Raw genomic sequence first — 26,365 nt, forward strand, 5'->3', positions numbered from 1 at the left:
CCTCCAGATATGCAAGTGCGTTCCTACCAGGACATCGGACACGACTTCCTCGTCCCAGAATCGTTCAGTGCAACGATGCTACCGGAGTGGCGGTTGGCGTCCTTTTCTCTGGTGCTGCCCATCCCCGAAGCAGCGAGTCTGACCGCGGACGGGAAACCGTTCGACCTCGGCGCACACGGCTGGGCCTACGGGCGCGACAAGGGGCTGCGCACCATCGAAAACCCCATGTGGGACCATTCGCGCGGCGTCTTCCGCAAGCCCGACGAGCGCGAAGGCTACTACGGCGATGTCATCGTCGAAGGCGGCCGGCCTTACTACAACGACGCGCGCAACCGATTCCTGGAGCCGGTGCACGATGCCGTGGGCGCAGGCTCCGTTGACGCGGACGTGAAGCGCACCGCGGACACCCGCCCGCACGCGAACCGGGAAGTGTTCGACCACTCGGAGCTGGATGAGGTGGTGGAGAAAAACCGGAGGCGTCGGAAAGCAAATGCCACCGCCGCCGAAGAGGTGGACCTTGCTGATGCGGGCTGGGACCCCGCGATCGCCGCGCACCACCTCGTCTTCGACGAGATTCCCAACGAAACCGCCTTCGAGCTGGTCAACTACGACCACCAAGTCGCGTGGGAGGACCAGGTGCGCGGCACGCGCGGAAGCCACGGCACCGCCACGCTGCGGCTGCTGTCGGCGGAGGTGCTGCAATTCCACGACCTGCACCTGACCAACCTGGCCGCCAAGGTGCCCGAGCCGGCGCACGTGGTCAGCGACTTCTTGGTGCTCAACGTCGTGGCGGAAAACCTCTCCTCGGCCACGCTTGGATTCTTGAGCGCCGCGTTGACCAAGCCGCGCAATTCGGTGCAGTTCTACGACCGCGCCGGCGACTACGACTACAGCCCGCCGCAGCTGTACGCCCTGACCAAGTTCGTCAACCGCGCCGTGCGCGAAATCGATGCTGCGCTGGGCCGAGACACCTCCATGAAACTGTCCACCAGCGGCGGGCTCGTGGCCACCTGCAAAGGCGAATGCTCCAGCACGTTCACGCTGCCCGCCCCGCAACGCGTGGCCGTGGCCATCCCCAACCCCGCAAGGCCGGAATCAGTGCTGGACACCTTGAGCGAAGGCAACAACGGCTCGGTGCCAAAGCGTATCGACGCTCCGTTGGTGCTCGACGACCCGGAAAGCACCTGGAAATGGCACGAGCAATGGGCCTGGCAGATCCTCACCGGGGCGGACTCCTACCCCGAGCAGGTGCCGCTGCAAACGCCCGAGGCCCTAAGCGGGTTCGTGGCGGCGAAGCTGTCATCCTGGACCGTGATGACCTCCGAGGCCGGCGTGGGCATGGTGCGCAGCAAGTCCGCCAGCCGCGAAGGGATGCGCTACTGGTCGCTCGCCAACACCCGGTTCGTGGACCTGGTGATGCTGCAGATGCGCGCCCAGGCGGGCGAGACGCACCTGCGCAAGTCCCTGAAGATCATCGGCGACTCCGCGGCGCACACCAGCCGTGCCGACGGCGCCGCCGGGTCGGAGCAGGTGCAGCGCAAGGCACTCCAAGCGGACCTGGAGCGCCTGGAGAAGCTGCAGCTCGACCACATTGAGATCCGCGACAAGCTGTGGTTTCGGCGCGTGCCGGGCCGCGACATCGACACCCGCGTGCTCAAGGGCCTGCAGCGCGCCACCGGCTTCGACCAGCTACGCGACGACTTCGACACCAAGGTCAAATCCCGCCAAGGCGTGATCCGCACCCAGTTTGAGCAGGTCACCGGCGAAATCGCCGAGGCGGAAGCGAAGCGCTCCGAAGCGATGAACCTGATTCTGGGCTTCGTCGCCGCGGCCATCGGTGCCCCGGACTGGGCCCAGGCCGCCGGCTGGGAGGGCCTGTGGGGCAACCTGGCCATGGGGCTGATCATCTTCGTGCTGATGTTCGCCCTGGTGTGGGCCCTGCAGGCGGTGTTCAGGACCGCCAACAAGCAGGGCCGCCATCTCCGCTTCGTGGAGGAGTAGCTACTCCTCGCCGTCGGTGGACAGCGCCGCCACGAACGCCTCCTGCGGCACGGTGACGGAACCGATGTTCTTCATGCGCTTCTTACCGGCCTTCTGCTTCTCCAGCAGCTTGCGCTTGCGGGAGATGTCGCCGCCGTAGCACTTGGACAGCACGTCCTTGCGCAGCGCGCGGATGTTCTCGCGGGCGATGATCTTCGAGCCGATGGCGGCCTGGACCGGGACCTCGAACTGCTGGCGCGGGATGAGCTCCTTGAGCTTTTTGGTCATCTTGTTGCCGTACCACTGCGCGGAATCCTTGTGCACGATGGCGGAAAACGCGTCCACCGGCTCGCCCTGCAGCAGGATGTCCACCTTGACCAGGTCCGCGAGCTGTTCGCCGGCCTCTTCGTAGTTCAGCGAGGCGTAGCCCTTGGTGCGGGACTTCAGCATGTCGAAGAAGTCGAAGATGATCTCGCCGAGCGGCATGATGTAGCGCAGCTCCACGCGGTCCTCGGAGAGGTACTCCATGTTCTTCATCTGGCCGCGCTTGGACTGGCACAGCTCCATCGTGGAGCCCACGAACTCCTGGGGCACGATGATGGTCATGTTCACGATCGGCTCGTGGACCTCGGGGATTTTGCCGCTGGGCCAGTCCGACGGGTTGTGCACGAGCTGCTCAGTGCCGTCCTCGGACACCACGCGGTAGGTCACGCTCGGCGCGGTGGAGATCAGGTCCAAGTCGAACTCGCGCTCCAGGCGGGTGCGGGTGATCTCCATGTGCAACAGGCCCAAGAAGCCGCAACGGAAGCCGAAGCCCAGCGCGACGGAGGTTTCCGGCTCCCAGGTCAAGGAAGCGTCGTTAAGCTGCAGCTTCTCCAAGCTCTCGCGCAGCGTGGGGAAGTCTTCCTGGCTCACCGGGAACAGGCCCGAGTACACCATGGGCTTGACCTCTTCGAAACCCTCCAGCGGCTCCTCCGCGCCCTTGGAAGCCCAGGTGACAGTGTCGCCGACGCGGGTGTCGCGCACGTCCTTCACGCCGGTAATCAGGTAGCCCACCTCGCCGGGGCCTAAGCCCTTCGTCTTCTTCATGGTGGGCGAGACGACGCCGATCTCGAGGATCTCGAGCGTCTTGCCGGTGTTCATCATCTGCACCTTCTGGTTCGGCTCGAGCTTGCCGTCCATCATGCGGATGTAGGTGACCACGCCGCGGTAGGTGTCGTACACCGAGTCGAAGATCAACGCACGTGCAGGGGCATCCGCGCCGTGCTCAGACTCCGGAGCCGGGATCAGGTCCACCACGCGGTCGAGCAGCTCCGGCACGCCCTCGCCCGTCTTGCCGGAGACACGCAGCACGTCCTCCGGCTCGCAGCCGATGATGTTGGCGATCTCCAGGGCGTACTTCTCCGGGTCCGCCGCCGGCAGGTCGATCTTGTTCAGCACCGGGATGATCTCGAGGTCGTTGTCGATGGCCATGTAGAGGTTGGCCAGGGTTTGCGCCTCGATGCCCTGGGCTGCGTCGACAAGCAAAATTGCCCCCTCGCACGCGTCCAGGCTGCGGGCGACCTCATAGGAGAAGTCGACGTGGCCCGGTGTGTCGATCATCTGCAGCACCATCTGCTCGCCGACGTGATCACCCGTCGAAGGCACCCACGGCAGGCGCACGTTTTGCGCCTTGATGGTGATGCCGCGTTCGCGCTCGATGTCCATGTTGTCGAGGTACTGGTCGCGCATCTCGCGCTCGTCGACAACGTTGGACAGCTGCAAAATGCGGTCTGCCAGCGTGGACTTGCCGTGGTCGATGTGCGCGATGATGCAGAAGTTGCGGATCCGGGCGGGGTCCGTGAACGTTTCCTCTGCAAAATTCTTCGATTTGGCGGCCATAGTTGCCACATCCTACTTTGCGCACCCCGCGCTACGGTATGCACCATGCCTTACCACCGTTTAGGACTCGTTGCCCGCCACCGCCCCGCCGCATGGTGGCGGGCGCTGATAGAGCTCGTGGTGCTGGTCGCGCTCGTCGCTGTGTTGGCGGTGGCGTCGGTGATCGCCTTCGGGGTGGCCGCGGGGCTATCGGGCCGCGACTTCGACATGCTCGTGGAGGGCTCCGCGGACCCGCTCAGCCCGCTAATCCAGGTACTGATTATCGCGGCGATCCTGCCGGCGCCGTTTCTCGCCGCGCGCATCGCCGGCCGGCGCCCGTCGGCGCTGTTCAGCACCGCACTTGGAATGCGGTGGGGTGTGCTCGGGCGCGCGCTGTTAGTCGTCGGCGCGGTCTACGGGGCGCAAGTGCTTATCGACGTCCTCCGGGGCGCCCCCGCCGATGCCACCGTCAACCCGTTCCGGCTGAAACTCATCGCGGCGCTGCTCATCGCCGTACCGCTGCAATCCGCGGCCGAAGAATTCCTCTTCCGCGGCGCCCTGCCGCAGATTCTGGGCCAGTGGCGGGCACCTGCCTGGCTGGCCTATCTGCTGCCGGGCATCGCGTTTGTGGCGGGGCACGCCTACAACTGGGTCGGGCTAGTCGACATCGCGATTTTCGCCGTGTGCACCGCGGTGCTGACGTGGCGCACCGGCGGGCTCGAGGCTTCGGTTGCGCTGCACGCGGTGAGCAACACGATCTTCTTCAGCTACGGGGCGCTGGACATGGTGGACCCGAACGCCACGGACATCGGTTGGCAGCAAATGCTCGGCGCGTCGCTGATGACCGTCGCGTGCACCCTCCTGCTGCTGTGGGCGTTGCGCGATGTTGACGGGATTTCAACAGATCAGCAGAAACATCTTGTCCCAGCAGGCGAGACGGCTTAAGGTTGCAGATAACTGCAACCTGGAGGTGCCAACGTGGCGTTCGAGCGATTTAAGCGCAAAAGTGCGCGACCGCGCACGGCATCGCTCGACCAAGGCCTGGCACTGCTGCACGACCGGGTGACCAACCAGATTGAGATCCGGCGCAAACGCGCCTCACGCGTGGACGTGCGACCCACCGGCTCGGTGCCCCGCAACGTGTACTACGCCCCTGACATGGACGGCGGCGCCGAACCCGGCGAGGTGGTGTGGGTGACGGTGCCGTCGCACCCGCCGAAGGAGCGCTCCATGCTGGTGGTGGGCCGCGAGCACAGCGACATCCTCGGCCTGCTCATCTCCCCGGAAGAAGACCACGCGGAGGACGACCGCTGGTTTGAAATCGGCCCCGGCGACTGGGACTCCTCCGGCCAACCCTGCTGGGTACGCTTGGACAAAACGCTGGTGGTCCCGGAGGCCGACGTGCACCGCCGCGGCACGACCGTGCCGCAGCGCCGCTTCGAGCGCGTGGCAAAAACGCTGCGCGAGCGCTTCCAGTGGCTGTAACGGCGGTTTGTGCCGGTAAAGACGGGCTGTTATCCTGCTCAAGTTGACCGTTTCCGGCCACGTTTGGGTGTGTGCTGCTACGCGGGCAGGACCTTGGGTTCGCGTTCATAGCCAAAGCAGCACACGTGACACCCAGGCTGGGGCGACGACATCCACGTTCGATTGAGAAACCAAGAGGTATTTCATAATGGCTAACATCAAGCAGCAGAAGAAGCGCGTTCTCACCAACGAGAAGCGTCGCCAGCGCAACAAGTCCGTCCGCTCCGCCACCCGCACGGAGATCCGCAAGTTCCGCGAGGCTGTGGAGTCCGGCGACAAGGCTGCCGCTGAGGCGCAGCTGCGCGTGGCTTCCCGCAAGCTGGACAAGGCTGTGACCAAGGGCGTGTTCCACCGCAACTCCGCGGCGAACAAGAAGTCCAACATGGCTCGCGCCCTGAACAAGATGGACTAATTCCATCGTGTTTCGCCCCGTGCATCGGTGCACGGGGCGTTTCGTGTGTCAAGACCCCTTTGAAGAGAAAAGAATCAATGCTGTGAAACACTCCCGCCGCGCGCTCGCAGCTGCGCTTGCCACTTCCCTGTCTCTGTCGTTGCCGGCTCCGGCCGAGGCGCAGCAGCTGAGCTCCTCGCCCGATTTCGAGGCGCTGCTGGCCCGCTACGCCCCAGGTGTGGACCCGGAGCAGGTGCGCGCGCTCGGAGTGCTGTTGGCGCTGCTGGCCAGCGTCGCCATCGCGATTCCGATGGTCAAGTCGGGCAACGTCGTCTCCCCCGACCGCGAGCACACCCACTCGTTGAAGGTGGACGGGCGCAGCCGCACGTACGACGTGGTGCTGCCTCGCGGCTTCTCCCCGGAGAAGTCCTACCCGGTGGTGCTCGGCTTCGGCGGTTGGCAGCACACGTCGCGGCAGATGCACGACTACGCCCGTTTGGAGAGCCAGTTCCCGGACGCGATCGTGATCTACGGCCAGGGCATACGCGATGCGTGGGGAGGGGCGCCGTACGCATCCACCAGCGTCGATGAGGATGTCGCGTACACAAAGGCCGTGCTTGACGACGTCGCTTCGCGCTACAACGCCGACACCTCCCGCACCGTCGCGGTGGGCCTGTCCAACGGCGGCGGCATGGTCGCCGCGCTGGCGTGCCACGCCCCGGAAACAGTGCGCGGTGTTGCGTCGGTGGCGGGCGCGTTCTACTCCCCCACCGTCACCGGCTGCACTTCCGGCGAGGTGCCCACGATGATCATGCACGGCACCAACGACGACGTGGTGGGCTACAACGGCGGCACCCGCCACGGCGCGTCTTTCCAGTCCGTAGATACTGTGGCGCGCACCTTCGCCCGCAAGAACGACTGCTACCTTTTGACCACGCAGTCCCGTTCCGCCGGGGTGACCACCTTCGACTTCGTCGGTTGCGCTGAGCCCGTGCGCATTGAGCGCGTCGAAGGCGGCGGACACACCTGGTTCACCTCGCCTGACGCGACGCGCCAGACGGCGCAGTTCTTGCGCCAGTACCTCTAGAACACGCTGACAAGCCCGCGGGCGATGAGCACAACGCCGACCACCATGAAAAACGCGCCCGCGACGATGTCGATGTAGGGCCCGGCGCGCAGGAACTTCCGGCGCACGCGCTCGGCGGAGGTGACCTGCGCGATCACTCCGAACAGGGCGAACGAGCTGAGCCAGAGCGCGGCGATGACAATCACCGCGGTGGCCAGCGAGGGGGTCGCGGGCAAAAGCGGCGCGATCATCGCGGTGAGCGCGACCACGATTTTGGGGTTGGCCAGGTTGGTCATGACGCCACGTCGATAGGCAGCCTGCACCGATCCCAACCTCTGGACCGCTTCGTCCAGGTCCGCGGGCGGGTCGTGCCTGTCGCGCAGACCGCCGCGGAGGTTGTGCTGGCCCATCCAGATCAGCGCCGCGCCGCCTATCACCTGAATGGCCGCCACTGCCTGCGGCACAGCGTGCAGTAGCGCGGCCGCGCCAAAAACGGTGAGCGTGAACCACAGCGCGGCGCCGGTGTGAATACCCAGGTTGGTCGCCCAAGCGTGCCTGCGCGAACGGGTGGCTGTGCGCATGAGCAGCACCATGTCCGGGCCCGGGGCGGCAGCCCCGACCAGGTTGAGCCCGACGATGACCGCGAGGTCGCCCGGCGCGATCATGCCAGCTCCGCAATGCGGCGCACCGCGTTCTCGAGGGCGAACTCCGGGTCGCCGCCCTGGCCCTTCACCTCGGCGTCCAGGTCCGAGACAATGATCACGGCATGCGAGACCGCGTCCCCGCTCCACTGGCGTGCGACCTGCATGGTCTTCTTCGCCACGTACGGGTGCATGCCGACGGTGCGCGCCAGCTGGTCCGGGTTGCCACGCACGCCGTGCAGCTTCGCGATGTCGCCGACCTTGCGCGCAAGCGCCGCCGCGATGGACACCGGGCTGGTGCCCAGCTGCAGCGCGCGGCGCGTCGACGCAAGTGCCCGGTCCGCGCGGCCCGCCACCGCCTGGTCCGCGATGTCGAAGCCGGCGACCTCCGCCACGCCCACGTAGTAGGCGCGCACGGCCTCGACGGTGAGCTCGCCCTCGGTGTCGCTGACCAGCTGGCTGACGGCCGAGGCAAGCTCGCGCAGGTCCGAGCCGACCGATTCCAGCACCGCCGCGGCCACGTCCGGGGTGGGGCGCACGCCGTGGCTGCGGAATTCCTCCATGAGCCACGAGCGGCGTTCGTTGTCCTTCAGCGGATCGGCCTTGTGCACCTCGGCGACCTTGGCGAACTTCTTCACCATCGCCTTTTGACGCCCGCCGCCGGTGTGCTCGATGATCAGCGTGATGCCCGGCGCCGGGTTCACGCAGGCCTGCAGCAAGATTTCGGTGGGTTCCTTGCCGGCGAGCTCGGCGTGCTTGACCACCACGACGCGGTCCTCCGCGAACAGTGACGGGCTGGTCGCCATCGCGATCTCGCCTTCAGAGACATCGCCGGCGCGCAGGGTGGTCACCTCCACGCCCTCGCCGGCTTGGGCGACGATGGCTTTGGTTGCGCGCTCTGCGAGGAAATCGTCCTCGCCGAGCACCAGGTGCACGGGGTTGAGCATGCGGGCCATCTTACGTCCCGTCGTTGGGGAAGATGACGGAGATCCCCTCGCGCGTGACCACCGGGCGGCTGCGCGGCGAGCCGCCCTCCAACACAACGACGAGCTGCGCCCACTCCGGCACCGGTTCGACGTCCTCGATGGTCTCGACGACGTGGGCGCGAAGCCCCGTCGGGTCGACGGGTTTGGGCTCGCCCGGCGCGACGAACAGCACTAGGCACACAGCGGTGGCGCACACCGTGGCGCGGGGGCGGCCCGCCAGAAACCCGGCGAGCACCCACCCGTAGACCACCAGTGCCGTCAAGGGGGTGGCCGACACCGTGGCGCTGGGCAGCCCCGCGCCGATTTTCGCCACCGTGTGCACCCACCACGCCAGCGGCTCGACGCACCACAGCACCGGCACCTCCAGCCCGCCGGGCACAAGCGACGCGCCCGCCGCGATGAGTCCCAGTACTGTCACCGGCCCCACCACCGGTGCGACCAGCACGTTGGCGCCGACAGAGACCAGCGAGACCTTCCCCGCCATCATCGCCACGATCGGCATGGTGGCCAGGTCCGCCGCCACCGCCACGGCTAGGGCGCGAACGAGGATGTCCGGCCAGCCGGTCACCGCCAGTGCGCGGTACAACAGCGGGTAGAGCGCCACGATGCCCGCCGTCGCCGCGACCGACAGGGCGAACCCGTAGTGCACCGCGAGATCCGAATCCACCAGCACCAAGCCGATGACGGACAGGCACAGCGCGTGGATGGGCTCGGCCTGCCGGGAGGCGAGCACCGCGACCAGCCCCACCAGGCCGGACACCGAGGCGCGCAGCACGCTCGGCTCCGGCCCCACCAGCGCGGCGTAGACTAAAAGCGCGACCGCTGAGGCGGCGATCCTGCCGCGCAGCCCCGCACCAACCGCGGCCGCGGCCACCGTGGCGAAGGTGGCCACAATCGCGATGTTCGCCCCGGACACGGCGGACAAGTGCGACAGCCCGGTGTCGATGTACATCTGTTGTTCGGCTGGCGGTTGCAGGGAGACGTCGCCAAGCACCATGCCCGGAATCAGCCCCCGCGCACCCTCACCCACCTGCGCCTCGACGGCCGCGGCGAAGGTGGAGCGCACGTGGTGCGCGAACGCCGCCAGCCCCTGCGGCGGACCGAGGACCTCAACGTCGCCGTTGAGCACGAAAGGGTTCACGCCCGGCACGCCGGATTCCTTCGACACCCCACGGCCCACCACGTGCGCGCCAGCGATCGCCCCGTCCGGCAGTTCCTCGGCGAACACCGGTGTCGTCGACGGCTGCCCCGGCACACGCACACGCACCAGATAGGCGCCCGACTCGGTCTGCTTCGGGGTACCGCTGATAGTCCCCACGATCTCGGAGGCGCCCGTGCTCGCGCGTTGTCGCACTGCAGCCGTCAACGTGGCCGCCGCACCGAGGCCCGCGGAGAGCACCGCCTGGCCGGACTCGCGCGCGAACAGGCAGGCGGCGGCGAGAACCCCGGCGACGGCACACGCCGCCCACACCCCGAACAGGATGCAGCACGCCGCCGCGGCCCACACCGTCAGCGCAGCCGGCACCAGCCGCAGCTCCGACACCGTTACAGCCCCACCATGTCGCGCATGGCCTCGAACTTCGCGGGCCCGATGCCGCGGACATCCATGAGCTGCTGCACATCGGTAAACGGCCCGTTGGCCTCGCGGTGGGCGACGATCGCCGCCGCGGTCGACTCGCCCACCCCGGGAAGTGCGGTCAGCTCAGAGGCGGTGGCGGAGTTCAGCGACACAGTGCCAGCGCCAGCGGGCGCAGCTTCGCCGCTGGCGGCCGGGGGTGCGGCGCCGACGGCCTGGACGTGGATCTGCTGGCCGTCCACAAGCAGCTGCGCCTGATTGTGCGCCAGCAAATCCGCGTGCGGGAGCGGCTCCGCGATCTGCAGGGCATCAGCGATGCGGGAGCCCTCGTTCAGCGTCATCAGCCCCGGGTTGGCCACCTCCCCCACCACGGCCACAACCACCACCCCACTGACCTCGGTCGGCGAAGCCACCTGCTCCCACGACACGCCCTCATCTTCCCCGCCCCCGCCGCCGCGCAGCACCGCCCACGCCCCAACCACGACCAGCAGCGCAACCACTGCCGCGGCGGCCGGCTTCACCGGGACAGACACACGCGGCGCGGGATAGCGCACGGCAAGGAGATCCTCTTCCCCGGTAGGCCGGGTGAGCTCCTGGAGGCGGTCGATGGCGTTCATGCCCGGCACGCTAGGCCCACAAACCCCGCACCGGAAGACCCCAACCGCAAACCTGTGGATAACGTTGTGGCAACGTCACCTATCAGGGCGGGTTATCCACACCTACTGGGCAGATTCCCGAGAAGAAAAGACAACCGACAGGCCGATGGCGCCGGGTCCGGTGTGGACCGCGAGGACGTCGACAAGCGGCTCGCACATCACCCGCGAGCCCTGCGGCAACTGAGCCTCAAGCGAGGACGCCAGCTGCTCAGCCGCCTCCTCGGCGTCGGCGTGCTGGATCGCTACAAACACCGGCTCGCCGGCGGCGCGCTCCACCACCAGCTCCGTGAGCTTGGCAAACGCCTTCGACTGCGTGCGGGTCTTGCCGGCGAGCTCCAGCTTGCCGTCGTGGATGCGCAAAATCGGTTTGTTGGCCAGAAGCGCCGCCGACAGCACCGCGGTGCCGGTGGGCAGGCGTCCGGACTTGCGCAGGTCATCCAGCTGGTGCAGGTACACCCACGTCTCGGAGCGGGCCAAGGTGGACTTCGCCATCGTCTCGCACGCATCCAGGTCCCCGCCCTCCTGGGCCACGGTTGCGGCGGCCATGGCGGCCGCGCCGATGGTCATGCCGGCGGCGTCTGTCTCCACCACCCGCACTGTGCCGGGAAACACAGCGGACGCGGCCACGGCGGCGGACCACGTCGACGACAGCGCCTTGGACAGGTGCAGCGCGATCACACCGTCGTCGCCGCCGCGCTCCAGCTGGCGCGCGTAGCAGGCCGCAAGTTCTAGCGAGGACAGCCCGGAGGTGCCTTTGTCGTCGCCGCTGCCCATGACGTGCATATCGGCGACGGTGATGTCCAGCTCGCGGACCACCTCGGGTGGCAGCCCCGCCGAGGAATCCACCACGACGCGCACTGCCATCTAGTTCAGCCCCCGGTTCCAGGCTTCGAGGAACCAGCGCGTCTGCGTCGGGTCCTCCAGCCGCGGCATTGCCACCAGGCGCGCCGTGTTCGCATTGCCTAAGCCCTTGATTGCGGGGTATTGCGCCACCACGAAGCCGAGCAGCGAGGCGGTCAGCGCGGCGATGGTGCCGCCGTGGGAAACCAGGAGCACCGCGGAGTTGTCCCACTCGTCGTAGTCGCGCATGAGCTCGTCCACCACCGCTTGCGCACGTGCGGCGACCTCGAGGCGGCTTTCGCCGCGCGGCGGCGCCCACGTCGCGTCCGTGCGCCACACTGCGCGCGCGCCTTCGTGCTCGGTGTCCACTTCGGTGTGGGTCTTGCCTTGCCAGTCGCCCAGGTGCGTTTCACGCAGCCGCGTATCGACGTCTACAGCCAACCCCAGATCCGCCGCCACCACGTCAGCAGTGTCTTTCGCCCGCACGAGGTCGGAGGAGATGATCTTGGAAATGCCCAGGTCGCGCAGTTCTTTGGCCGCGGCGTGGGCTTGATTCACGCCGCGCTCGGACAGGGTCGTGTCCAGCTGCCCCTGCATGCGGGAGGTGGCGTTGTAGTCCGTTTCGCCGTGACGCAGCAGGATCAAACGTCGTTGCATGGCCGCGGCCTAGAACTCGTCGTCTGCGGCCGCCGGACCCTCGCCCGCGAGCGGCAGGTCCTCGATGTTCTGGGCCTCGCGCATCTCCGCTTCGTTGCCGAAGGTGGCGGGGCGCTCGTACGGCTCCAGGCCGTCGACCTCGATGGCCGGGCAGTCCGCGTACAGGCGGTCCAGGCCGTAGAACTCGCGCTCGGCGTCGCGCTGGATGTGCACGACGAAGTTGCCGTAGTCCAGCAGCACCCAGCGGTTTTCGCGGTTGCCCTCGCGGCGCTTCGGCTCCACGCCCTCGTCCGTCAAGTCGTCTTCGACCTCTTGGACGATGGCGGCGACCTGGCGCTCGTTGTCAGCGGAGACGATCACGAACACGTCCGTGATGGCCATGACGTTAGAGACGTCGATAACAGCGATGTTCTTACCAAGCTTCTCGTCGGCCGCCTTAGCGGCAATCTTGGCCCGGTCGATGGAGATCTGCGGAGCGGTCAAGTGGCAAACCCTTCGTTGGTTGGACAGACTCCGCCATTGTCCCACGACACGGCCGAAGAGTGCTACTTAGGCGTAGAGGGCGTTTTTGGTGATGTACTGCACCACCCCGTCCGGCACCAGGTACCAGACGGGCCGGCCTTCGGCGGCACGCGCGCGGCAGTCCGTGGACGAGATGGCCATCGCCGGGATTTCCACCAGGTGCACACGCTTCTGAATGTCGGCCGGCAGCATATCTTCGCGCAGGTCGTAGCCGGGGCGGGTCACGCCGACGAACTCGGCGAGCTGGAACATCTCCTCCCAGTCGTGCCAGGACATGATGGAGGCCAGCGCGTCGGCGCCGGTGATGAAGTACAACGCCTCGTCCGGGAACTGCTGGCGCAGGTCCCGCAGGGTGTCGATGGTGTAGGTCGGACCGTCGCGGTCAATGTCTACCCGGGAGACGGAAAAGCGGGGGTTGGAGGCGGTGGCGATCACCGTCATCAGGTAGCGGTCCTCCGCCGGACTGATGGTCTTGCCCGCCTTCTGCCAGGGCTGGCCGGTGGGCACGAAGATGACCTCGTCCAGGTTGAACCGGTCCGCCACTTCGCTCGCGGCGACAAGGTGGCCGTGGTGGATGGGGTCGAACGTGCCGCCCATAACGCCGATGCGCCGTGCCTCGTCCAAGGAGGCGGCGTAGTGTTCAGCCATTCGCGCCTACCTCGCCGGGGGCAGCATGGTGATGTCCACGGACTCGATGAACAGCAGCCCGCCGCCGAGCACCAGCGCGAGCAGCGCGCCGATCACGCCGACAACGGCGCCGATGCGCAGCTCGTCAGTGGTGTCGTCCGCCCACTTGCTGGCGCTGCTCGAGGAGCCGGAGGAGACCTTCTTCTCCTTGCACACCTGCTTGCCGTCCACCTTCACCGGGATCGGGTTGCCGCCAGCGTCCAGGATCGGCTTGCCGTTGGCGTCCACTTCCCATTCGCAGATTTTTTCCACCACCACGCGCTCCTTGGAGTCGCGTTTGATGGCCTCCGCGCCCGCGGGGGCGGCGGACAGCGCGACGGCGCAGGCAGTTGCTGCGGCGGCGGTCCGGATGAGCTGCTTCATTAGCCGTACCGTACCTGATCAACAAAGCGGCCGAACGCATCGGAGACTTGGTTGTCCCAGCGGGAGCTCCAGCGGAAGTAGCGGGCGTGGTTCCCGCCGGTGGGGCGCGACGCCTCCAGCGTCTGGCGCGACAGGTCGCACACGGCGTCCAGCGGCAGGCAGTAGTTCACGCGGTTGCGGGTCGCGGCCGCGGTCTTGGTGTTGAACGGCAGCGCGCCAAGGATGCCGCCCGCGCCGCCTCCAGCCACACCCACGGTGGACCAGTCGCCCGCTGCGGTGTTCGGGTTGCCAAAGTAGACCACGCCGGCGAGCTGGCCGCGGCGGGCCAGTTCACGCTCGTGCTCCAGCAGGATCATCGCGCCCTGCGAGTAGCCGGACAGGATGTACTTCGGGCGGCAGCCGGTGGCGCGCTCGTAGTCGTTGACCATCTGCATCACACCGCCCCGGCCGATCTTCACCGAGTCCAGGAACTGGTTCGCGGCGGTGCGCGCCATCATGAACATCGGGCTGGCCCACTGCACCGCAAGACCCAACGCCTGCAGCAGCGTCGACGGCACGGCAACCTCAGGCACGTCGTATTCCGGGAACGTCGCCGGGTAGTACCGCGGCTCGAGGCCGATGACCTCCACGTCCTTCATCAGCGAGTTGCCGCCGTGGGTGGCGGCGTAGCGGCGCTCCGCGTGCTGCAAAAAGGCGCGGATGGTCTCCGCCTCCCAGCCGTTGGAGGTCCAGGCCGCCCCGCCGGAGTAGCGCGTGGGGTAGATCTGGCTGTTTTGGCCGGAGCCGCGGGCGGCGATGACCGCGACGGCCGGGCAGCGGGTTTGCGCCTCGGCTTCCTGCACGGGCGCGACGGGGGTGACAGTGGCTGTCACGGCGGTGGCGACAGCGGTGGCGAGCAGGCCGATACGGGCGCGCCAGGAAGTCCGGTATTTTTTCACGCGAATAGACTAGCGCACCTGCCCTGTACCTTCCAGGATCCACTTGGTGGTGGTCAGCTCCGGCAGCGCCATCGGCCCGCGGGCGTGCAACTTTTGGGTGGAGATGCCGATTTCCGCGCCCATGCCGTATTGCTCCCCGTCCGTGAACGCGGTCGATGCGTTGAGTACGACGGCGGCGGCGTCGACGGCGTCGGCGAATCGTCGTAAAGCATGTGCGTCCTGGGCCGCAATCGCCTCGGTGTGGCCGCTGGAGTAGCGCGCGATGTGGGCGATCGCCCCCTCGACGCCGTCCACGACGGCGCTCGCGATGTCCATGCTGAGGTACTCTTCGGCGAAGTCGGCCTCGGTTGCAGGCGAAACGTCCGCACCGAACGCAGCATGCTTCTCGACGTCTCCGTGCACCGCAACCCCCGCATCCCGCAACGCAGCGATGACCGCGCGCTTGTCCTCGTCCGCGAGGGCGGCGTCAATAAGCACCGTCTCGGTGGCGTTGCACACGCTGACCCGGCGCGTTTTGCCGTTGAGGAGCATCGCGATGGCCTTGTCCAGGTCCGCGGAGGCGTCGATATAGAAGTGGCAGTTGCCGGTGCCCGTCTCGATGGTGGGCACGGTCGCGCCGGTGACCACCGCCTCGATGAGGCGGGCGCTGCCGCGGGGGATGACCACGTCGACAATCCCGCGCGCGGTGATGAGGTCCTGGACCGAATCGTGCGAGTCGCACGGCAGCAGCTGCACCGCCTCGCGCGGCAGGTCGTGTGCCGCGAGGGTGTCCTGAAGAATGTCGACCAGCTTTTCGTTGGAGTGCCGCGCCGTCTTCGAGCCGCGCAGCAGCGCCACGTTGCCGGATTTCAGCGCCAGGCCGAACGCGTCGACGGTGACGTTGGGGCGGGCCTCGTACACCATGCCCATCACGCCGAGCGGGACGCGGACCTTCTTCATCTGGATGCCGTTGGGCAGCGTGCGGCCGGTGAGCACCTCCCCCACCGGGTCTTGCAAGCTGGCCACCTGGCGCAGGCCGCCGGCGATACCCTCGATGCGGTCCGCGTCGAGCGCAAGCCGGTCCAGCACCGACTCCGCCAGACCGTTTTGGCGGCCTTGCTCCAGGTCGCGGGCGTTGGCCTCGAGGATCTCCCCGGCGCACTCCATCAGCGCAGCCGCCGCGGCCAGCAGCACCGCATCCTTCGTCGGGGTCGACAGCGCGGCGACCTCGGGCGCGACCCCCTTTGCGCGGCGCGCCTTCGCGAGCACCTCCTCGCGCTCGGCCTGTCGTTGCTGGTCAGTCTGCTGCGCACTCATGCAGCAATCCTAGCGCTAGTACCCAGCGTCGACGTCGACCTCTGTGGCCATCTTCTCGCCCGCTTCGTACAGCTCCCAGTTCTTCGCGGCCAGCCCGCCGATGCGGCGCTCCATAAAGCGCGGGATGTTGGCCACGTGCGGGGTGATCACGCAATTGTCCAGCCCCCACAACTCGTGGTCGGCGGGCAGCGGCTCGGGTTCGGTGACATCCAGGCCGGCGCCGCGCAGGTGGCCGTCGGCAAGTGCCTGCGTGAGCGCTTGCGTATCCACGAGCGGCCCGCGCCCCACATTCACAATCACGGCGCTGTCCCGCATCTTCCCGATGGTCTCCGCGTTGACCATGTGGCGGGTTTCCTCAGTGAGCGGGGCAAGCAGGACGAAGTAGTCGTGGCTGGCCCAGACGTCATCGGAAAGCGTCACGGTGTGATCCGCGCCCTCGACGGGGTTGCCGGAGCGGTTCACAGCGGTGATCTCCATGCCGAACGGCTCGAGGAAACGGATGAGCGTTTTGCCGATTCCGCCGGCGCCGATGATCGCGAGCTTCTTGTTGTCGAAGAGGTACTGCTTCTCCTTGAACAGCTGCGTGTTGTTCCACTCGCGGTCCACGGCCTTCATGCGGTGCTCCACGGCGAGAAGCAGGGCGAGTGTGGACTCGGCGACGGTGTCGTCGTACAGCCCGCCGGCGTTGGCGAAACGCACGCCGTTCGCCGAGTGCTTGGCAAAGACGTCCTGCAGGTTCTCCACGCCGGCGTACTGGATCTGCACGACCTTGACCGACTCGGGCAGTTTGTCCGGGAAATCCTTCGGGCCGCCGCCGAAGAGGATCATGTCCGGGTTGTCCTCCAAGGCCACATGCTGGTGGGCCTGCGCCTCCAGTGCTGCGATCGGCTCGTCTTTGGGCTTGGGCAAAAACGTGAACTTCATGCCCGCCCAGACTAGCTACTACAAACGCGTGGCGTAGTTGGACAGGTAGTCCGCGTGCACCACCGCGCGGCGCTGGTGCGCGGGCAGCTCGTCGGAGTGGCGGCCGCACATCGCGGCAAGCTCCGCGGCATCGTAGGCCACCTCGCCGCGCCCCACAGCCTCCGAATCCGGGCCCAAAATCTCCACGATGTCGCCTGCGTGGAACTCGCCCTCGATGCCGGTGATGCCCACCGCGAGCAGACTGGTGCCGCCGCGGGTGACGGCCTCGACGGCGCCCTCGTCCAGGCGCAGCACGCCCTCCGCGTCCGCCGCGTAAAGCGCCCAGAACTTCCACGCGTTGAGCTTGCTCTCCGGACGGGTGTGGAACACCGTGCCCACCGACGCGTCCCCGAGCGCGTCCCCGATCCTCTCAGTGGCAGTCAGCAGCACCGGCACGCCGCCGCGGGTGGCCAGGCGCGCCGCCGACACCTTCGCCGCCATGCCGCCGGTGCCGAACACACCCCCGTCGCCGGCTTCAACGTCGGTGAGGTCATTGCCGGAACGGACTTCGTCGAGAAGCTTCGCCCCTGGATCGGACGGGTTTTTGTCGTAGAGGCCGTCCACGTCCGACAGCAGCACCAGCGCGTCCGCCGAGACGAGGGTGGCCACGATGGCAGAGAGGCGGTCGTTGTCGCCGAAGCGCATCTCGGAGGTGGCAACGGTGTCGTTCTCGTTGACAATCGGCACCGCTCCCATCTGGCGCAGCCGGTCGATGGTGCGCTGCGCGTTGCGGGCGCGCTCGCGGGACCCGGCGTCGCTTTGCGTAAGCAGCACCTGGCCGACCGTGCGGCCGTAGCGCGCGAACGAGGCGCCCCACACCTGCGCGAGGTGGATCTGCCCCACCGACGCGGCCGCCTGCTTCGTGGCCAAATCGCGCGGGCGCGCCTTCAGCCCCAGCGGCCCCATGCCCGCCGCGATGGCGCCCGAGGACACCACGACCACTTCGGAACCGCGCGCGATGCGGTGTTCAATAGCGTCCACGATGCGGTCGATCTTCGCCGGATCCAGCTCGCCCGCGGCGTTGACCAGGGAACTTGTGCCCAGCTTGACCACAATGCGGCGGGCAGCGGCGATCTGGTTGCGAAGCGTAGTCATGCGTGTGAAGTCTACGCCTGTGGCTAACCCGCTCAGGGCCCTAGCCCTGCCAGCGCTCGCGGTCGGCTTCTTCGCCCGTGCCGTAGTCGTACTCGTCGATCAGGCCGCGGCGGGCCTGCGAAGCACGCTTGCGTTCCGCCGCGGACGTGCGGTCCGTGCCTCCCAGGCGCGCGTCCTGGCCGCGCCCGGCCAGGGTCGGGTCGCCGCCGATAGTCGGCTCCCAGTCGAAAGAGATCTCGCCGATGGTCACCGTGTCGCCCTCGTGGGCGCCAGCCTTGCGAAGCATGTCTTCCACGCCCGCTTTGTTCAGGCGGTCCGACAGGTAGCCGACGGCCTCGTCGTTCTCGAAGTCCGTCTGGCGCACCCAGCGCTCCACCTTCTCGCCGGTGACCAGCCAGCCCTCCGGGTACATGGGGTCGCGCACGACTTCGACGCCGCCGTCCTCGCCGCGTCGGCTGAGGGTTTTGGGGCGGATGACCTGTGGTTCGGCGATAGGCATGGTGCGACGCTTTTTGCGGGTGCGCTTGACGATGTCCCACATCGCCCACTTCAACTCATCCAGCCCCTCGCGGGTAGCGGTGGAGATCATGTACACCGGCCAGCCGAACTTCTCCTCGATGTCCGCGCGCAAGAAGTCGGCGAGCTCCTTCGCCTCCGGGATGTCCATCTTGTTCAGCACCACCAGGCGCGGGCGCTCGCGCAGGTCGCCCAGGCCGGAATCCATGTCCAGGGCGTCGGCGTAGGTGTCCAGTTCGTGCTCGAGGGCCTCGATGTCGGAGATCGGGTCGCGGCCCGGCTCCATCGTGGCCACGTCCACGATGTGCGCGAGCACCGCGGTGCGCTCGATGTGGCGCAAGAAATCCAGGCCCAGGCCCCTGCCCTCGCTCGCGCCAGGGATCAGGCCCGGCACGTCGGCGATGGTAAAGGTGTCGTGGCCGACGTTGACCACGCCCAGATTCGGGGCGAGGGTGGTAAACGGGTAGTCCGCGATCTTCGGCTTCGCGGCGGAGACCACCGAGATGAGCGAGGACTTGCCTGCTGACGGAAACCCGACCAGGCCCACATCCGCCATCGATTTCAGTTCCAGGATCAGGTCGTGCGCCTCCCCCGGCTCGCCCTTCAGGGAGAAGCCGGGGGCTTTGCGCTTCGCCGTGGCCAAGGCGGCGTTGCCCAGGCCGCCGAAGCCGCCCTCCGCGGCGATGAAGCGGGTGCCAGGGACGGTCAGGTCCGCAAGCACATCACCGTCCTCGCTGCGCACCACCGTGCCCACCGGCACCTCCAGCACGAGGTCCTCGCCGCGTGCACCGTTGCGCCAGTCGCCCGCGCCATTTGCGCCGCGCTGCGCCTTGATGTGGGGGCGGTACTGGAAGTCCAGCAGCGTGTGCACCTGGGTGGACACCTCGAGGATGATGTCGCCGCCGTGGCCGCCGTTGCCGCCGTCGGGGCCGCCGAGCGGCTTGAATTTTTCGCGGTGGACGGAGGTGCAGCCGTGGCCGCCGTCGCCTGCTTGCAGGTGCAGGGTTGCGCGATCAACGAATTGGGCCATGGTGGTTTGCCGCCTTTCTCTCGGACACGGACGATGATATGCAAAAAGCGCCGTCGGCCCTATTGGACCGGCGGCGCTGACGCCTCGCGGTTACGCGGTGGCGGTTGCCTCTTCGGCGGTGCCTTCGTCGACAACGCCTGCTGCCTCGGCCTGCTCGAGGACCTCGGAAGCAACACCCTGGCCGTCGGCCGGGACGATGTTGACGATGCGGCGCTTACGCTTGATGCCGAACTGGACGGAGCCTGCGGTCAGTGCGAACAGCGTGTCGTCGCCGCCGCGGCCGACGTTGTCGCCCGGGTGGAACTTGGTGCCGCGCTGACGGACGAGGATCTCGCCGGCCTTGACCTGCTGGCCACCGAAGCGCTTCACACCGAGGCGCTTGGACTCAGAGTCACGACCGTTCGAGGAGCTGGATGCACCCTTCTTGGTTGCCATTGTTCAATTTCTCCTAGTGGTTACTTAATGCCGGTGATCTTGACGGTGGTCTGCGGCTGGCGGTGGCCCTGGCGGACCTTGTAGCCGGTCTTGTTCTTGTACTTCAGAATGTCGACCTTCTTGCCACGGCCGTGCTCGACGATCTCTGCGGTCACGTTGACCTTGGACAGTGCGTCGGCACCGGAGGTGACGTCTGCGCCATCAACGAGAAGGATCGGGGTGAGTTCGACCTTGTCGCCTGCTTCACCCTCAAGCTTCTCGACCTTGACGAGGTCGCCCTCGGCAACCTTGTACTGCTTGCCGCCGGTCTTGACGATCGCGTACATAGAGGGTTACCCCTTATCTCTACTCGCCCGCCCCCTGCATGCTCAGGGGCGGTAATGGAACAGTTTTAGCGCTTCGGGGCCTATCGTGAGCCTGCCGTGCCCGCATGCTTAGGCAACGAGGCGGCACGCCCCGAAACAGCGACTCGGCAAGACTACACCGGCACCATGCGCTTTACCAAACCGCGTTAGCTGCTGCGGCGTGTGGCGCGCCTGCGTCCGCGCCGCGGGGAAGGCGCCTTTGCTTCTCGACGCGGCTCCGTCTCCGACTTCTCCACACGTGCGTTGGCGGCCGCTGCCGAGGTGGCATTGGACTTGCGCCCGGCGCGGCGGCGACCGCGGCGGCCCGCCGCCGGCTTCTCCTTCTTGGCAGGCTTAGCATTATCGGCGCCGGAGCCGGCGGGCGCTGCGGCGGTTTCCTGGGTGGCATCCGGGTAGTCCTCGCGGTGGGGGCGCACATCCGAGCGGGAGTTGCCGCGGGTGCGGCGCTTGCGGCGCGGTGAGTTGTCGAACTCCTCGACGGCCTCCTCGAAGCTCTGCTGCGGGGCCTCCTTTTTGGGGCGGTCTTCCCGCTCATTGCGTGCGTCACGCTGCTGGTCGCCCGTCTGGGGGCCGCGCCCGCGGTTGCCTCCGCGGCGGCCGCGGCGGCGCGTGGAGCGGCGTCGGCCTTCAGTGCCGCTGTCGGCAGCGTCGGGAGCGTCCGCAGTATCGGTGGTGTCCGCGTTGTCGGCAGCGGCGGTGTCTGCGTTGCTGTCGTCGCTGAAGATCGAGTTGAGCAGGTTGTCCATCTCGTCTTCGTTGAGCTGCTTGCGCTTGGAGCGGCGCGAGCCGCGCGACGGCTTTTCGCTACGGCCGGTGTCGCTTTCGGTGTGGGCACCGCGTGGCGAGTCGTGCTCCGCGTCCGCGTGCTTGTTCCGGCTGCGGGAGGAGCGGCGCTCGTCGTCACGCGAACGGCGCTTCGGACGCTCCTCGCGGCCGCGTTCGGAGTACGGGTCGTGCTCGACAGGATCATCGGTGACGATGATGCCGCGGCCGCCGCAGCACTCGCACTCGGTGGAGAAGGTCTCCAGCAGCCCGTTGCCCAGGCGCTTGCGGGTCATCTGCACCAAGCCCAGGGAGGTGACTTCGGAGACCTGGTGGCGGGTGCGGTCGCGGCCGAGAGCCTCGTTGAGGCGGCGCAGCACAAGGTCCTGGTTTTCGGGCAGGATCATGTCGATGAAGTCGATGATGATCATGCCGCCGATGTCGCGCAGGCGGATCTGGCGCACGATCTCCTCGGCGGCCTCCAGGTTGTTGGAGGTCACCGTCTCCTCCAGCGAGCCGCCGGAGCCGGTGAACTTGCCGGTGTTGACGTCGATGACGGTCATGGCCTCGGTGCGGTCGATGACCAGAGTGCCGCCGGACGGCAGCCACACGGTGCGCGACAGCGCCTTCTGCAGCTGCTCGTCGATGCGGTGGACCTCGAAGGCGTCCTTGCCGTCGTGTGCGGAGCGGTCGAACTTCTCCAGCCGGTCCAGAAGGTCCGGGGCGACGGACTGCACGTAGGCGTGGACGGTGTTCCACGGTTTGCGGCCGTCCACGATGAGCGACGTGAAGTCCTCGTTGAACAGGTCGCGCACGACCTTGACCAGGATGTTCGGCTCCTCGTAGAGGGTGACCGGCTTCGCACCCTTCGACGCCTTTTCCTTCTCCGCCTGGTCTTGGATGGCGGTCCACTGGTTGTGCAGGCGGTTCACGTCGGCCGCGATGGCTTCTTCCGGCACGTTTTCGGCGGCGGTGCGGATGATTGCGCCGCCCTTGCCGGGCACGACGTTGTTCAGAATCTCCTTCAGACGCTTGCGCTCCGGCGCCGGCAGCTTGCGGGAAATGCCCGCGCTGCGCCCGCCCGGCACGTACACCAGGTAGCGTCCGGCAAGCGAGATTTGGGTGGTCAGGCGCGCGCCCTTGTGGCCGACCGGGTCCTTGGTCACCTGCACCAGCACCTGGTCGCCGGATTTCAGCGCCTGCTCGATGCGGCGCGAGCGCCCGCCCAGGCCAGCGGCCTTCCAGTCCACCTCGGATGCGTAGAGCACGCCGTTGCGGCCTTGCCCAATGTCGATGAACGCGGCCTCCATGCTGGACAGCACGTTCTGCACGCGGCCTAGGTAAATGTTGCCGATCATCGAGGACTGGCTTTCGGCAGTGACGAAGTGCTCCACCAGCAGCCCGTCTTCGAGCACGCCTACCTGGGTGATCTTGCCGTGGCCGTCGTGGCGGTCGCGCTCGCGCACCACCATGTGGCGCTCCACGGATTCGCGGCGCGCCAGGAACTCGGCTTGGCTGACAATGCGGGAGCGTTTGCGCTGTTCTTCGCGCTTCTCGCTGCGGCGGCGGCGCTGCGCCTCCAGGCGCGAGGAGCCCTTGATCGCCTTCGGCTCTTCGATGACTTCGGGCTCTTGCGTATCGACGTCCTCCGGCGAAGCCTCGTCGATAGGCTTGGGCTCCTTCTCCTCGCTCGGGGCGGCCTGACGGGTAGCGCGGCGGCGCTTGCGCTCCGGCGCCTTGAACACGGGGGCGCGGTTGGTGGTTTCCTCCGGCACCGGGGTGATCTCCGGCTCCACGTCGGTGAGCGGGCTCTCGCGCAGGTCAGCCTCGACCTTCTCCTCGATCTGGTGGATCTCGTTTTCCACATCCTTGCGCACGCGCTGGCGGATCTTCTCGTCCGCGGCGTCTGCGCTTTCGTCGGCGCCTGCGTTGTCGGCGGCTTCGGCGGAGTTCGCGAGCGCGTCGAGAAGCTGCTCGCTCTCAGCGCGCGTCAACGTGGACTGCGCCACCTTGACCACGCCGAGCTCCGACAGCGCAACCACGAGCTCCTTCGACGGCACGCCGAGGGCCTTCGCCAGGGTGAACACGCGGGTTTTCTCCGCCAGCTGAGAACGGTCGAATGCGGCATAAATATTCTTGTGACCAGCCAATGTGCGTCACTCTCCAATTTTGCTCAGCCGCAGCCCGCTGGGGCGGGCCGGGCGCTGGCACATCGGTGCCGAAAGCGGCCGCGCGGCGAACCCCACGGTGCGGTACATGTGAAAGTTTCCTAGCGCCGCGAGCGCGGCGCCTGCGCCCACCATTGTGGCACAGCGCAGACTGGGGTGCGGGGCGAGGACTACTTCTCGGCCAGCCGCAGCAGATCCGCCACGGCAGCGACGGGGGCGTTCTCGTGGCTTTCGGTCAGCGCCGCCCCCACCACGATCTGCAGCACGCGCGCGGCGTTGAAATCCACGCCGGCGCGCTGCAACAGGTCCGCAATGAGCCGCTTCACCTCTTCCAGGGCGCGGCGGACGTATTCGCCAACCTCGTCGGCTTCACGGTGCGCCTCGACGAAGGCGGTGACCACCGCGCCCGCGCGCTCCGGCTGTCCGCAGGCCACCACGTCGACGACGGCTTCCGCCAGCTGCACCGGGTCCGAGAGATCCACTTCTTGCGCTGTTGCGCGCTCGTAGGCGTCGATACGCCCCTGCACGAGCCGCTCGAAGCAGGTGGCCACGAGCTTGTTGCGTGAGGAGTAGTAGTAGCCGATGGAGCCGACCGGCACCGACGCCACTGCCGCGACCTGCCGATGCGTCAGCCCCTTCACCCCTTCAGTAAGCAACAGGCCGATCGCCGCATCCAGGATCGCAGAGCGCTTCTCCACCGCCCGTGCCTGCTCGCTGCGAGATGCCACCACCGTCAACCTTTCTCACTATGCGGATTACATGCAACTCTATTTATACAACAGTTGGTCCGGCGCGGCCGAAATTCCCCCGCCTGAGACGTGAAAAAACACCGCAGCCAGGCGGCTGCGGTGTTGGAAAACACGCGCTTAGAGGTTCGGGAACCAGATGCCGATCTCGCGCTCGGCGGACTCCGGCGAGTCGGAACCGTGCACAACGTTCTCCGCCACAGACAGTGCGAAGTCGCCGCGGATGGTGCCCGGGGTGGCCTTGGACACCGGGTCGGTGCCGCCGGCCAGCTGGCGCCACGCCTCGATGGCGCGCTCACCCTCGACGATGCCTGCAACCAGCGGGGCGGAGGTGATGAAGTCCACCAGCTCGCCGAAGAACGGCTTGTCCTTGTGCTCCGCGTAGTGCTTCTCAGCGGTCTCGCGGTCTGCGGTGCGCAGGTCCAGCTCAACCAGCTTCAGGCCCTTGCGCTCGATGCGGGAGATGATGTCGCCGACGTGGCCGTTTGCAACACCGTCGGGCTTGATCAGGATCAGAGTGCGTTCAGTCATAGCCCAAAATCTTACCCCAAAGTCGTATTTACGCCTCGCGTACGATGCGCGCTGCGTCTTCCGGCGTGGTGTTGCGGAACCACAGCTGTACCTGCTGCACCGCCAGCTGGAAGTTGCCTTCCTCCTTCATGCGCAGGACGGTGGCGCGTTGTTCGTCGTCAAGCTCGGGTGCGACATCTTCGCGGCGTGTGTACTGCTCGTAGAACCCGAGCATCAGAAACAGCCCGGCGGCGACGATCGCCGCTGTGCCCACCCACCCGGGCAGGGTGGTGTAGACGGCCACCACCGCGACGATGGAGAACACGGCGGCCAGGGCAAAACTCACGATGCGCATGGGCCATACCGTAGCCTTGTTGCCCATGGTGCACAGCTCTCCCCTGCCGGATGTCGCGCTGCCCGGCGTTCCGCTCGACCGCCTGGTCCCCCTCGGCGACCGGCCCGCGATCACCGAGTACGACACCGGCCGCACCATCACCTACGACGAGCTCGGCGCGCTCGCGGACGCCGCCGCCACCCGCATGCGCAGCCGCGGCGTGGGCCCGGGCAGTGTCGTTGCGCTGCGTCTGCCCAACTCCATCGACTTTGCGGTCGCACTGCTCGCCGTCGCGCGCACGGGTGCGGCGGCGTGCCTGATCGGGCATTCGCTTATCGACGTCGAAGCGTCGCGCCTTGCCACCCTCGCCGGCGTCACCCACCGTGTCGAGCCGGGCGATCTCGCCCCCGGGCCAGCTTTCAGCTTCGCGCCGGCGGACCCCGATTCGGTGGCAGCCATTCCGTTTTCCTCCGGCACGACCGGCCTGCCCAAGGGGGTGGAGCTGACCCACCGCTCCATTACCGCCAACGCTGTGCAGTTCAACGCGGCGCTGGCCGCCAGCGGCATCGGCGAGGGCACGCGGGTAGCCGCTCCCCTGCCGTTTTCCCACATTTACGGGTTAAACACACTGCTGTTGTCGTCGCTGGCCGCGGGCCGGCACGTGTTCACCGCCGCGCGCTTCGACCTCGGCGGGTTCGCGCGCGCCCACTGCGAGCACGACATCGAGCTGAGTTTCATCGCCCCGCCGATCGCGCTGGCGCTGGCGAACTCGCCCGCAATCGACCCGGCCGATTACGCCGCATGCGCCCACATGGTCTGCGGCGCCGCCCCCTTGGACGAGGCGCTGGCCCGCCGCGTGGAAGACCGCCTGGGCATAGTCATGCTGCAGGGCTACGGCACCACCGAGTCCTCGCCGGTGACGCACGTCGGCATCGCCGGCAAGTCCAACCCAGGCACCATCGGGTTCGCCATCCCCAACACGGACTTCCGCGTGGTGGACATGGACACCGGCGCAGAAATCGCCGACGGTGCAGACGGGGAACTGCACGTCCGCGGCCCCCAAATCATGCGCGGCTACCTGGGCAACCCGGAGGCCACCCGCAACGCCATCGTGGACGGCTGGCTGCGCACCGGCGACATCGCGCGGGTGAACCCGGATGCGACGGTCACGGTTGTGGACCGCGCCAAAGACGTGTTCAAGTACCACGGGTTCCAGATCGCCCCAGCCGAACTCGAGGCGCTCCTGCTCACACACCCGCAGATCGATGATGTGGCTGTGGCCGAGCGCGGCGGGGTGCCGAAGGCGTTCGTCGTAAAGCAAGGGCTTTTGAGCGAAACCGAGGTGATGGAGTGGGCGGCAGCACGGGTGACCGCCTACAAAAAGGTGCGCGCCGTGGCGTTTGTGGACGCGATCCCCCGCAACGCCGCCGGCAAGATTTTGCGCAAGGACCTTTAAGC

General features: G+C 67.4%; 27 protein-coding genes. 6 read left to right on the forward strand and 21 right to left on the reverse strand.

Annotation, left to right across the window (positions count from 1 at the left end; genetic code table 11):
- The first annotated feature begins 9 nt into the window (after positions 1–9).
- Complete coding sequence (locus tag HMPREF3151_RS03830) at positions 10–2,001, forward strand: hypothetical protein (RefSeq protein WP_070473668.1); 1,992 nt, start codon at positions 10–12, stop codon at positions 1,999–2,001.
- Here the strand turns inward: HMPREF3151_RS03830 and lepA are convergent, their stop codons facing one another.
- Positions 2,002–3,861 carry a translation elongation factor 4 gene (gene lepA, locus HMPREF3151_RS03835; protein ID WP_070473670.1) on the reverse strand — a complete coding sequence of 620 codons (1,860 nt, stop codon included), beginning with the start codon at positions 3,859–3,861 and terminating at the stop codon, positions 2,002–2,004.
- A gap of 45 nt (positions 3,862–3,906) precedes the next feature.
- On the opposite strand from lepA, the gene HMPREF3151_RS03840 reads away from it, so the two are divergent.
- The 4 genes from HMPREF3151_RS03840 to HMPREF3151_RS03855 all read left to right on the forward strand — a co-directional run bounded on the left by HMPREF3151_RS03840 (position 3,907) and on the right by HMPREF3151_RS03855 (position 6,842).
- Positions 3,907–4,785 carry a CPBP family intramembrane glutamic endopeptidase gene (locus HMPREF3151_RS03840; RefSeq protein ID WP_083290170.1) on the forward strand — a complete coding sequence of 293 codons (879 nt, stop codon included), beginning with the start codon at positions 3,907–3,909 and terminating at the stop codon, positions 4,783–4,785.
- 33 nt (positions 4,786–4,818) lie between these two features.
- On the forward strand, positions 4,819–5,325 hold the full coding sequence (locus HMPREF3151_RS03845; protein WP_070473674.1) for a type II toxin-antitoxin system PemK/MazF family toxin: 507 nt from the start codon (positions 4,819–4,821) through the stop codon (positions 5,323–5,325).
- 187 nt (positions 5,326–5,512) lie between these two features.
- Positions 5,513–5,776 (forward strand): 30S ribosomal protein S20, encoded by a 264-nt coding sequence (rpsT, locus tag HMPREF3151_RS03850; protein ID WP_034998260.1) that lies wholly within the window; start codon positions 5,513–5,515, stop codon positions 5,774–5,776.
- 82 nt (positions 5,777–5,858) lie between these two features.
- A complete protein-coding gene (locus HMPREF3151_RS03855; RefSeq protein ID WP_070473676.1) occupies positions 5,859–6,842 on the forward strand; it encodes a CE1 family esterase in 984 nt (327 codons plus the stop codon).
- On the opposite strand, the gene HMPREF3151_RS03860 is transcribed toward HMPREF3151_RS03855, so the two are convergent.
- From HMPREF3151_RS03860 to HMPREF3151_RS03955, 20 genes are all read right to left on the reverse strand, one after another.
- The gene (locus HMPREF3151_RS03860; RefSeq protein ID WP_070473678.1) at positions 6,839–7,486 is read right to left on the reverse strand and encodes a LysE family translocator; all 648 of its coding nucleotides are present in this window, start codon (positions 7,484–7,486) and stop codon (positions 6,839–6,841) included. The two genes, HMPREF3151_RS03855 and HMPREF3151_RS03860, sit on opposite strands and share 4 nt — an antisense overlap.
- Positions 7,483–8,418 (reverse strand): DNA polymerase III subunit delta, encoded by a 936-nt coding sequence (gene holA, locus HMPREF3151_RS03865; RefSeq protein WP_070473680.1) that lies wholly within the window; start codon positions 8,416–8,418, stop codon positions 7,483–7,485. The genes HMPREF3151_RS03860 and holA overlap by 4 nt, the downstream gene beginning before the upstream one ends.
- Before the next feature lies 1 nt (position 8,419).
- Positions 8,420–9,991 carry a ComEC/Rec2 family competence protein gene (locus HMPREF3151_RS03870; protein WP_070473682.1) on the reverse strand — a complete coding sequence of 524 codons (1,572 nt, stop codon included), beginning with the start codon at positions 9,989–9,991 and terminating at the stop codon, positions 8,420–8,422.
- A gap of 2 nt (positions 9,992–9,993) precedes the next feature.
- Positions 9,994–10,641 (reverse strand): ComEA family DNA-binding protein, encoded by a 648-nt coding sequence (locus tag HMPREF3151_RS03875; RefSeq protein WP_070473683.1) that lies wholly within the window; start codon positions 10,639–10,641, stop codon positions 9,994–9,996.
- Between the two features lie 102 nt (positions 10,642–10,743).
- Complete coding sequence (locus HMPREF3151_RS03880) at positions 10,744–11,544, reverse strand: DegV family protein (protein WP_070473685.1); 801 nt, start codon at positions 11,542–11,544, stop codon at positions 10,744–10,746.
- On the reverse strand, positions 11,545–12,177 hold the full coding sequence (locus HMPREF3151_RS03885) for a histidine phosphatase family protein (protein WP_083290171.1): 633 nt from the start codon (positions 12,175–12,177) through the stop codon (positions 11,545–11,547). It abuts the gene before it with no gap.
- Positions 12,178–12,186: 9 nt separating this feature from the next.
- Positions 12,187–12,660: a ribosome silencing factor gene (rsfS, locus tag HMPREF3151_RS03890; RefSeq protein WP_070473687.1), complete on the reverse strand. Its 474-nt coding sequence runs from the start codon at positions 12,658–12,660 to the stop codon at positions 12,187–12,189.
- 66 nt (positions 12,661–12,726) lie between these two features.
- Positions 12,727–13,347: a nicotinate-nucleotide adenylyltransferase gene (nadD, locus tag HMPREF3151_RS03895; protein WP_070473689.1), complete on the reverse strand. Its 621-nt coding sequence runs from the start codon at positions 13,345–13,347 to the stop codon at positions 12,727–12,729.
- A gap of 6 nt (positions 13,348–13,353) precedes the next feature.
- Positions 13,354–13,749, reverse strand: coding sequence for a hypothetical protein (locus tag HMPREF3151_RS03900; protein ID WP_070473691.1), 396 nt, complete (start codon positions 13,747–13,749; stop codon positions 13,354–13,356).
- Positions 13,749–14,687: a cutinase family protein gene (locus HMPREF3151_RS03905; protein WP_168160593.1), complete on the reverse strand. Its 939-nt coding sequence runs from the start codon at positions 14,685–14,687 to the stop codon at positions 13,749–13,751. Before HMPREF3151_RS03905 ends, HMPREF3151_RS03900 begins: the two co-directional genes overlap by 1 nt.
- 9 nt (positions 14,688–14,696) lie before the next feature.
- Positions 14,697–15,983, reverse strand: a complete 1,287-nt coding sequence (locus HMPREF3151_RS03910) for a glutamate-5-semialdehyde dehydrogenase (RefSeq protein WP_070473692.1) — start codon at positions 15,981–15,983, stop codon at positions 14,697–14,699.
- A 15-nt stretch (positions 15,984–15,998) separates the two neighbouring features.
- Positions 15,999–16,907, reverse strand: coding sequence for a D-isomer specific 2-hydroxyacid dehydrogenase family protein (locus tag HMPREF3151_RS03915; protein WP_070473694.1), 909 nt, complete (start codon positions 16,905–16,907; stop codon positions 15,999–16,001).
- An 18-nt stretch (positions 16,908–16,925) separates the two neighbouring features.
- Positions 16,926–18,041, reverse strand: coding sequence for a glutamate 5-kinase (gene proB / locus HMPREF3151_RS03920; RefSeq protein WP_070473696.1), 1,116 nt, complete (start codon positions 18,039–18,041; stop codon positions 16,926–16,928).
- Between the two features lie 40 nt (positions 18,042–18,081).
- Positions 18,082–19,587, reverse strand: coding sequence for a GTPase ObgE (gene obgE / locus HMPREF3151_RS03925; RefSeq protein ID WP_070473699.1), 1,506 nt, complete (start codon positions 19,585–19,587; stop codon positions 18,082–18,084).
- Positions 19,588–19,677: 90 nt separating this feature from the next.
- Entirely contained in the window at positions 19,678–20,022 is a 345-nt protein-coding gene (rpmA, locus tag HMPREF3151_RS03930) for a 50S ribosomal protein L27 (RefSeq protein WP_070473701.1), read from the reverse strand.
- Positions 20,023–20,042: 20 nt separating this feature from the next.
- Entirely contained in the window at positions 20,043–20,348 is a 306-nt protein-coding gene (gene rplU, locus HMPREF3151_RS03935) for a 50S ribosomal protein L21 (protein WP_070473703.1), read from the reverse strand.
- A gap of 185 nt (positions 20,349–20,533) precedes the next feature.
- Positions 20,534–23,299, reverse strand: a complete 2,766-nt coding sequence (locus HMPREF3151_RS03940) for a translation initiation factor IF-2 N-terminal domain-containing protein (RefSeq protein WP_070473705.1) — start codon at positions 23,297–23,299, stop codon at positions 20,534–20,536.
- A 188-nt stretch (positions 23,300–23,487) separates the two neighbouring features.
- Positions 23,488–24,045, reverse strand: coding sequence for a TetR/AcrR family transcriptional regulator (locus HMPREF3151_RS03945; protein ID WP_168160594.1), 558 nt, complete (start codon positions 24,043–24,045; stop codon positions 23,488–23,490).
- A gap of 138 nt (positions 24,046–24,183) precedes the next feature.
- Positions 24,184–24,594, reverse strand: coding sequence for a nucleoside-diphosphate kinase (gene ndk / locus HMPREF3151_RS03950; RefSeq protein WP_070473709.1), 411 nt, complete (start codon positions 24,592–24,594; stop codon positions 24,184–24,186).
- A 28-nt stretch (positions 24,595–24,622) separates the two neighbouring features.
- A complete protein-coding gene (locus HMPREF3151_RS03955) occupies positions 24,623–24,928 on the reverse strand; it encodes a hypothetical protein (protein ID WP_070473711.1) in 306 nt (101 codons plus the stop codon).
- A gap of 25 nt (positions 24,929–24,953) precedes the next feature.
- On the opposite strand from HMPREF3151_RS03955, the gene HMPREF3151_RS03960 reads away from it, so the two are divergent.
- Entirely contained in the window at positions 24,954–26,363 is a 1,410-nt protein-coding gene (locus HMPREF3151_RS03960) for an AMP-binding protein (protein ID WP_070473746.1), read from the forward strand.
- The last annotated feature ends 2 nt before the right edge of the window (positions 26,364–26,365 follow it).

It is taken from the genome of Corynebacterium sp. HMSC05H05 (assembly GCF_001807265.1).
Lineage (GTDB): Bacteria > Actinomycetota > Actinomycetes > Mycobacteriales > Mycobacteriaceae > Corynebacterium.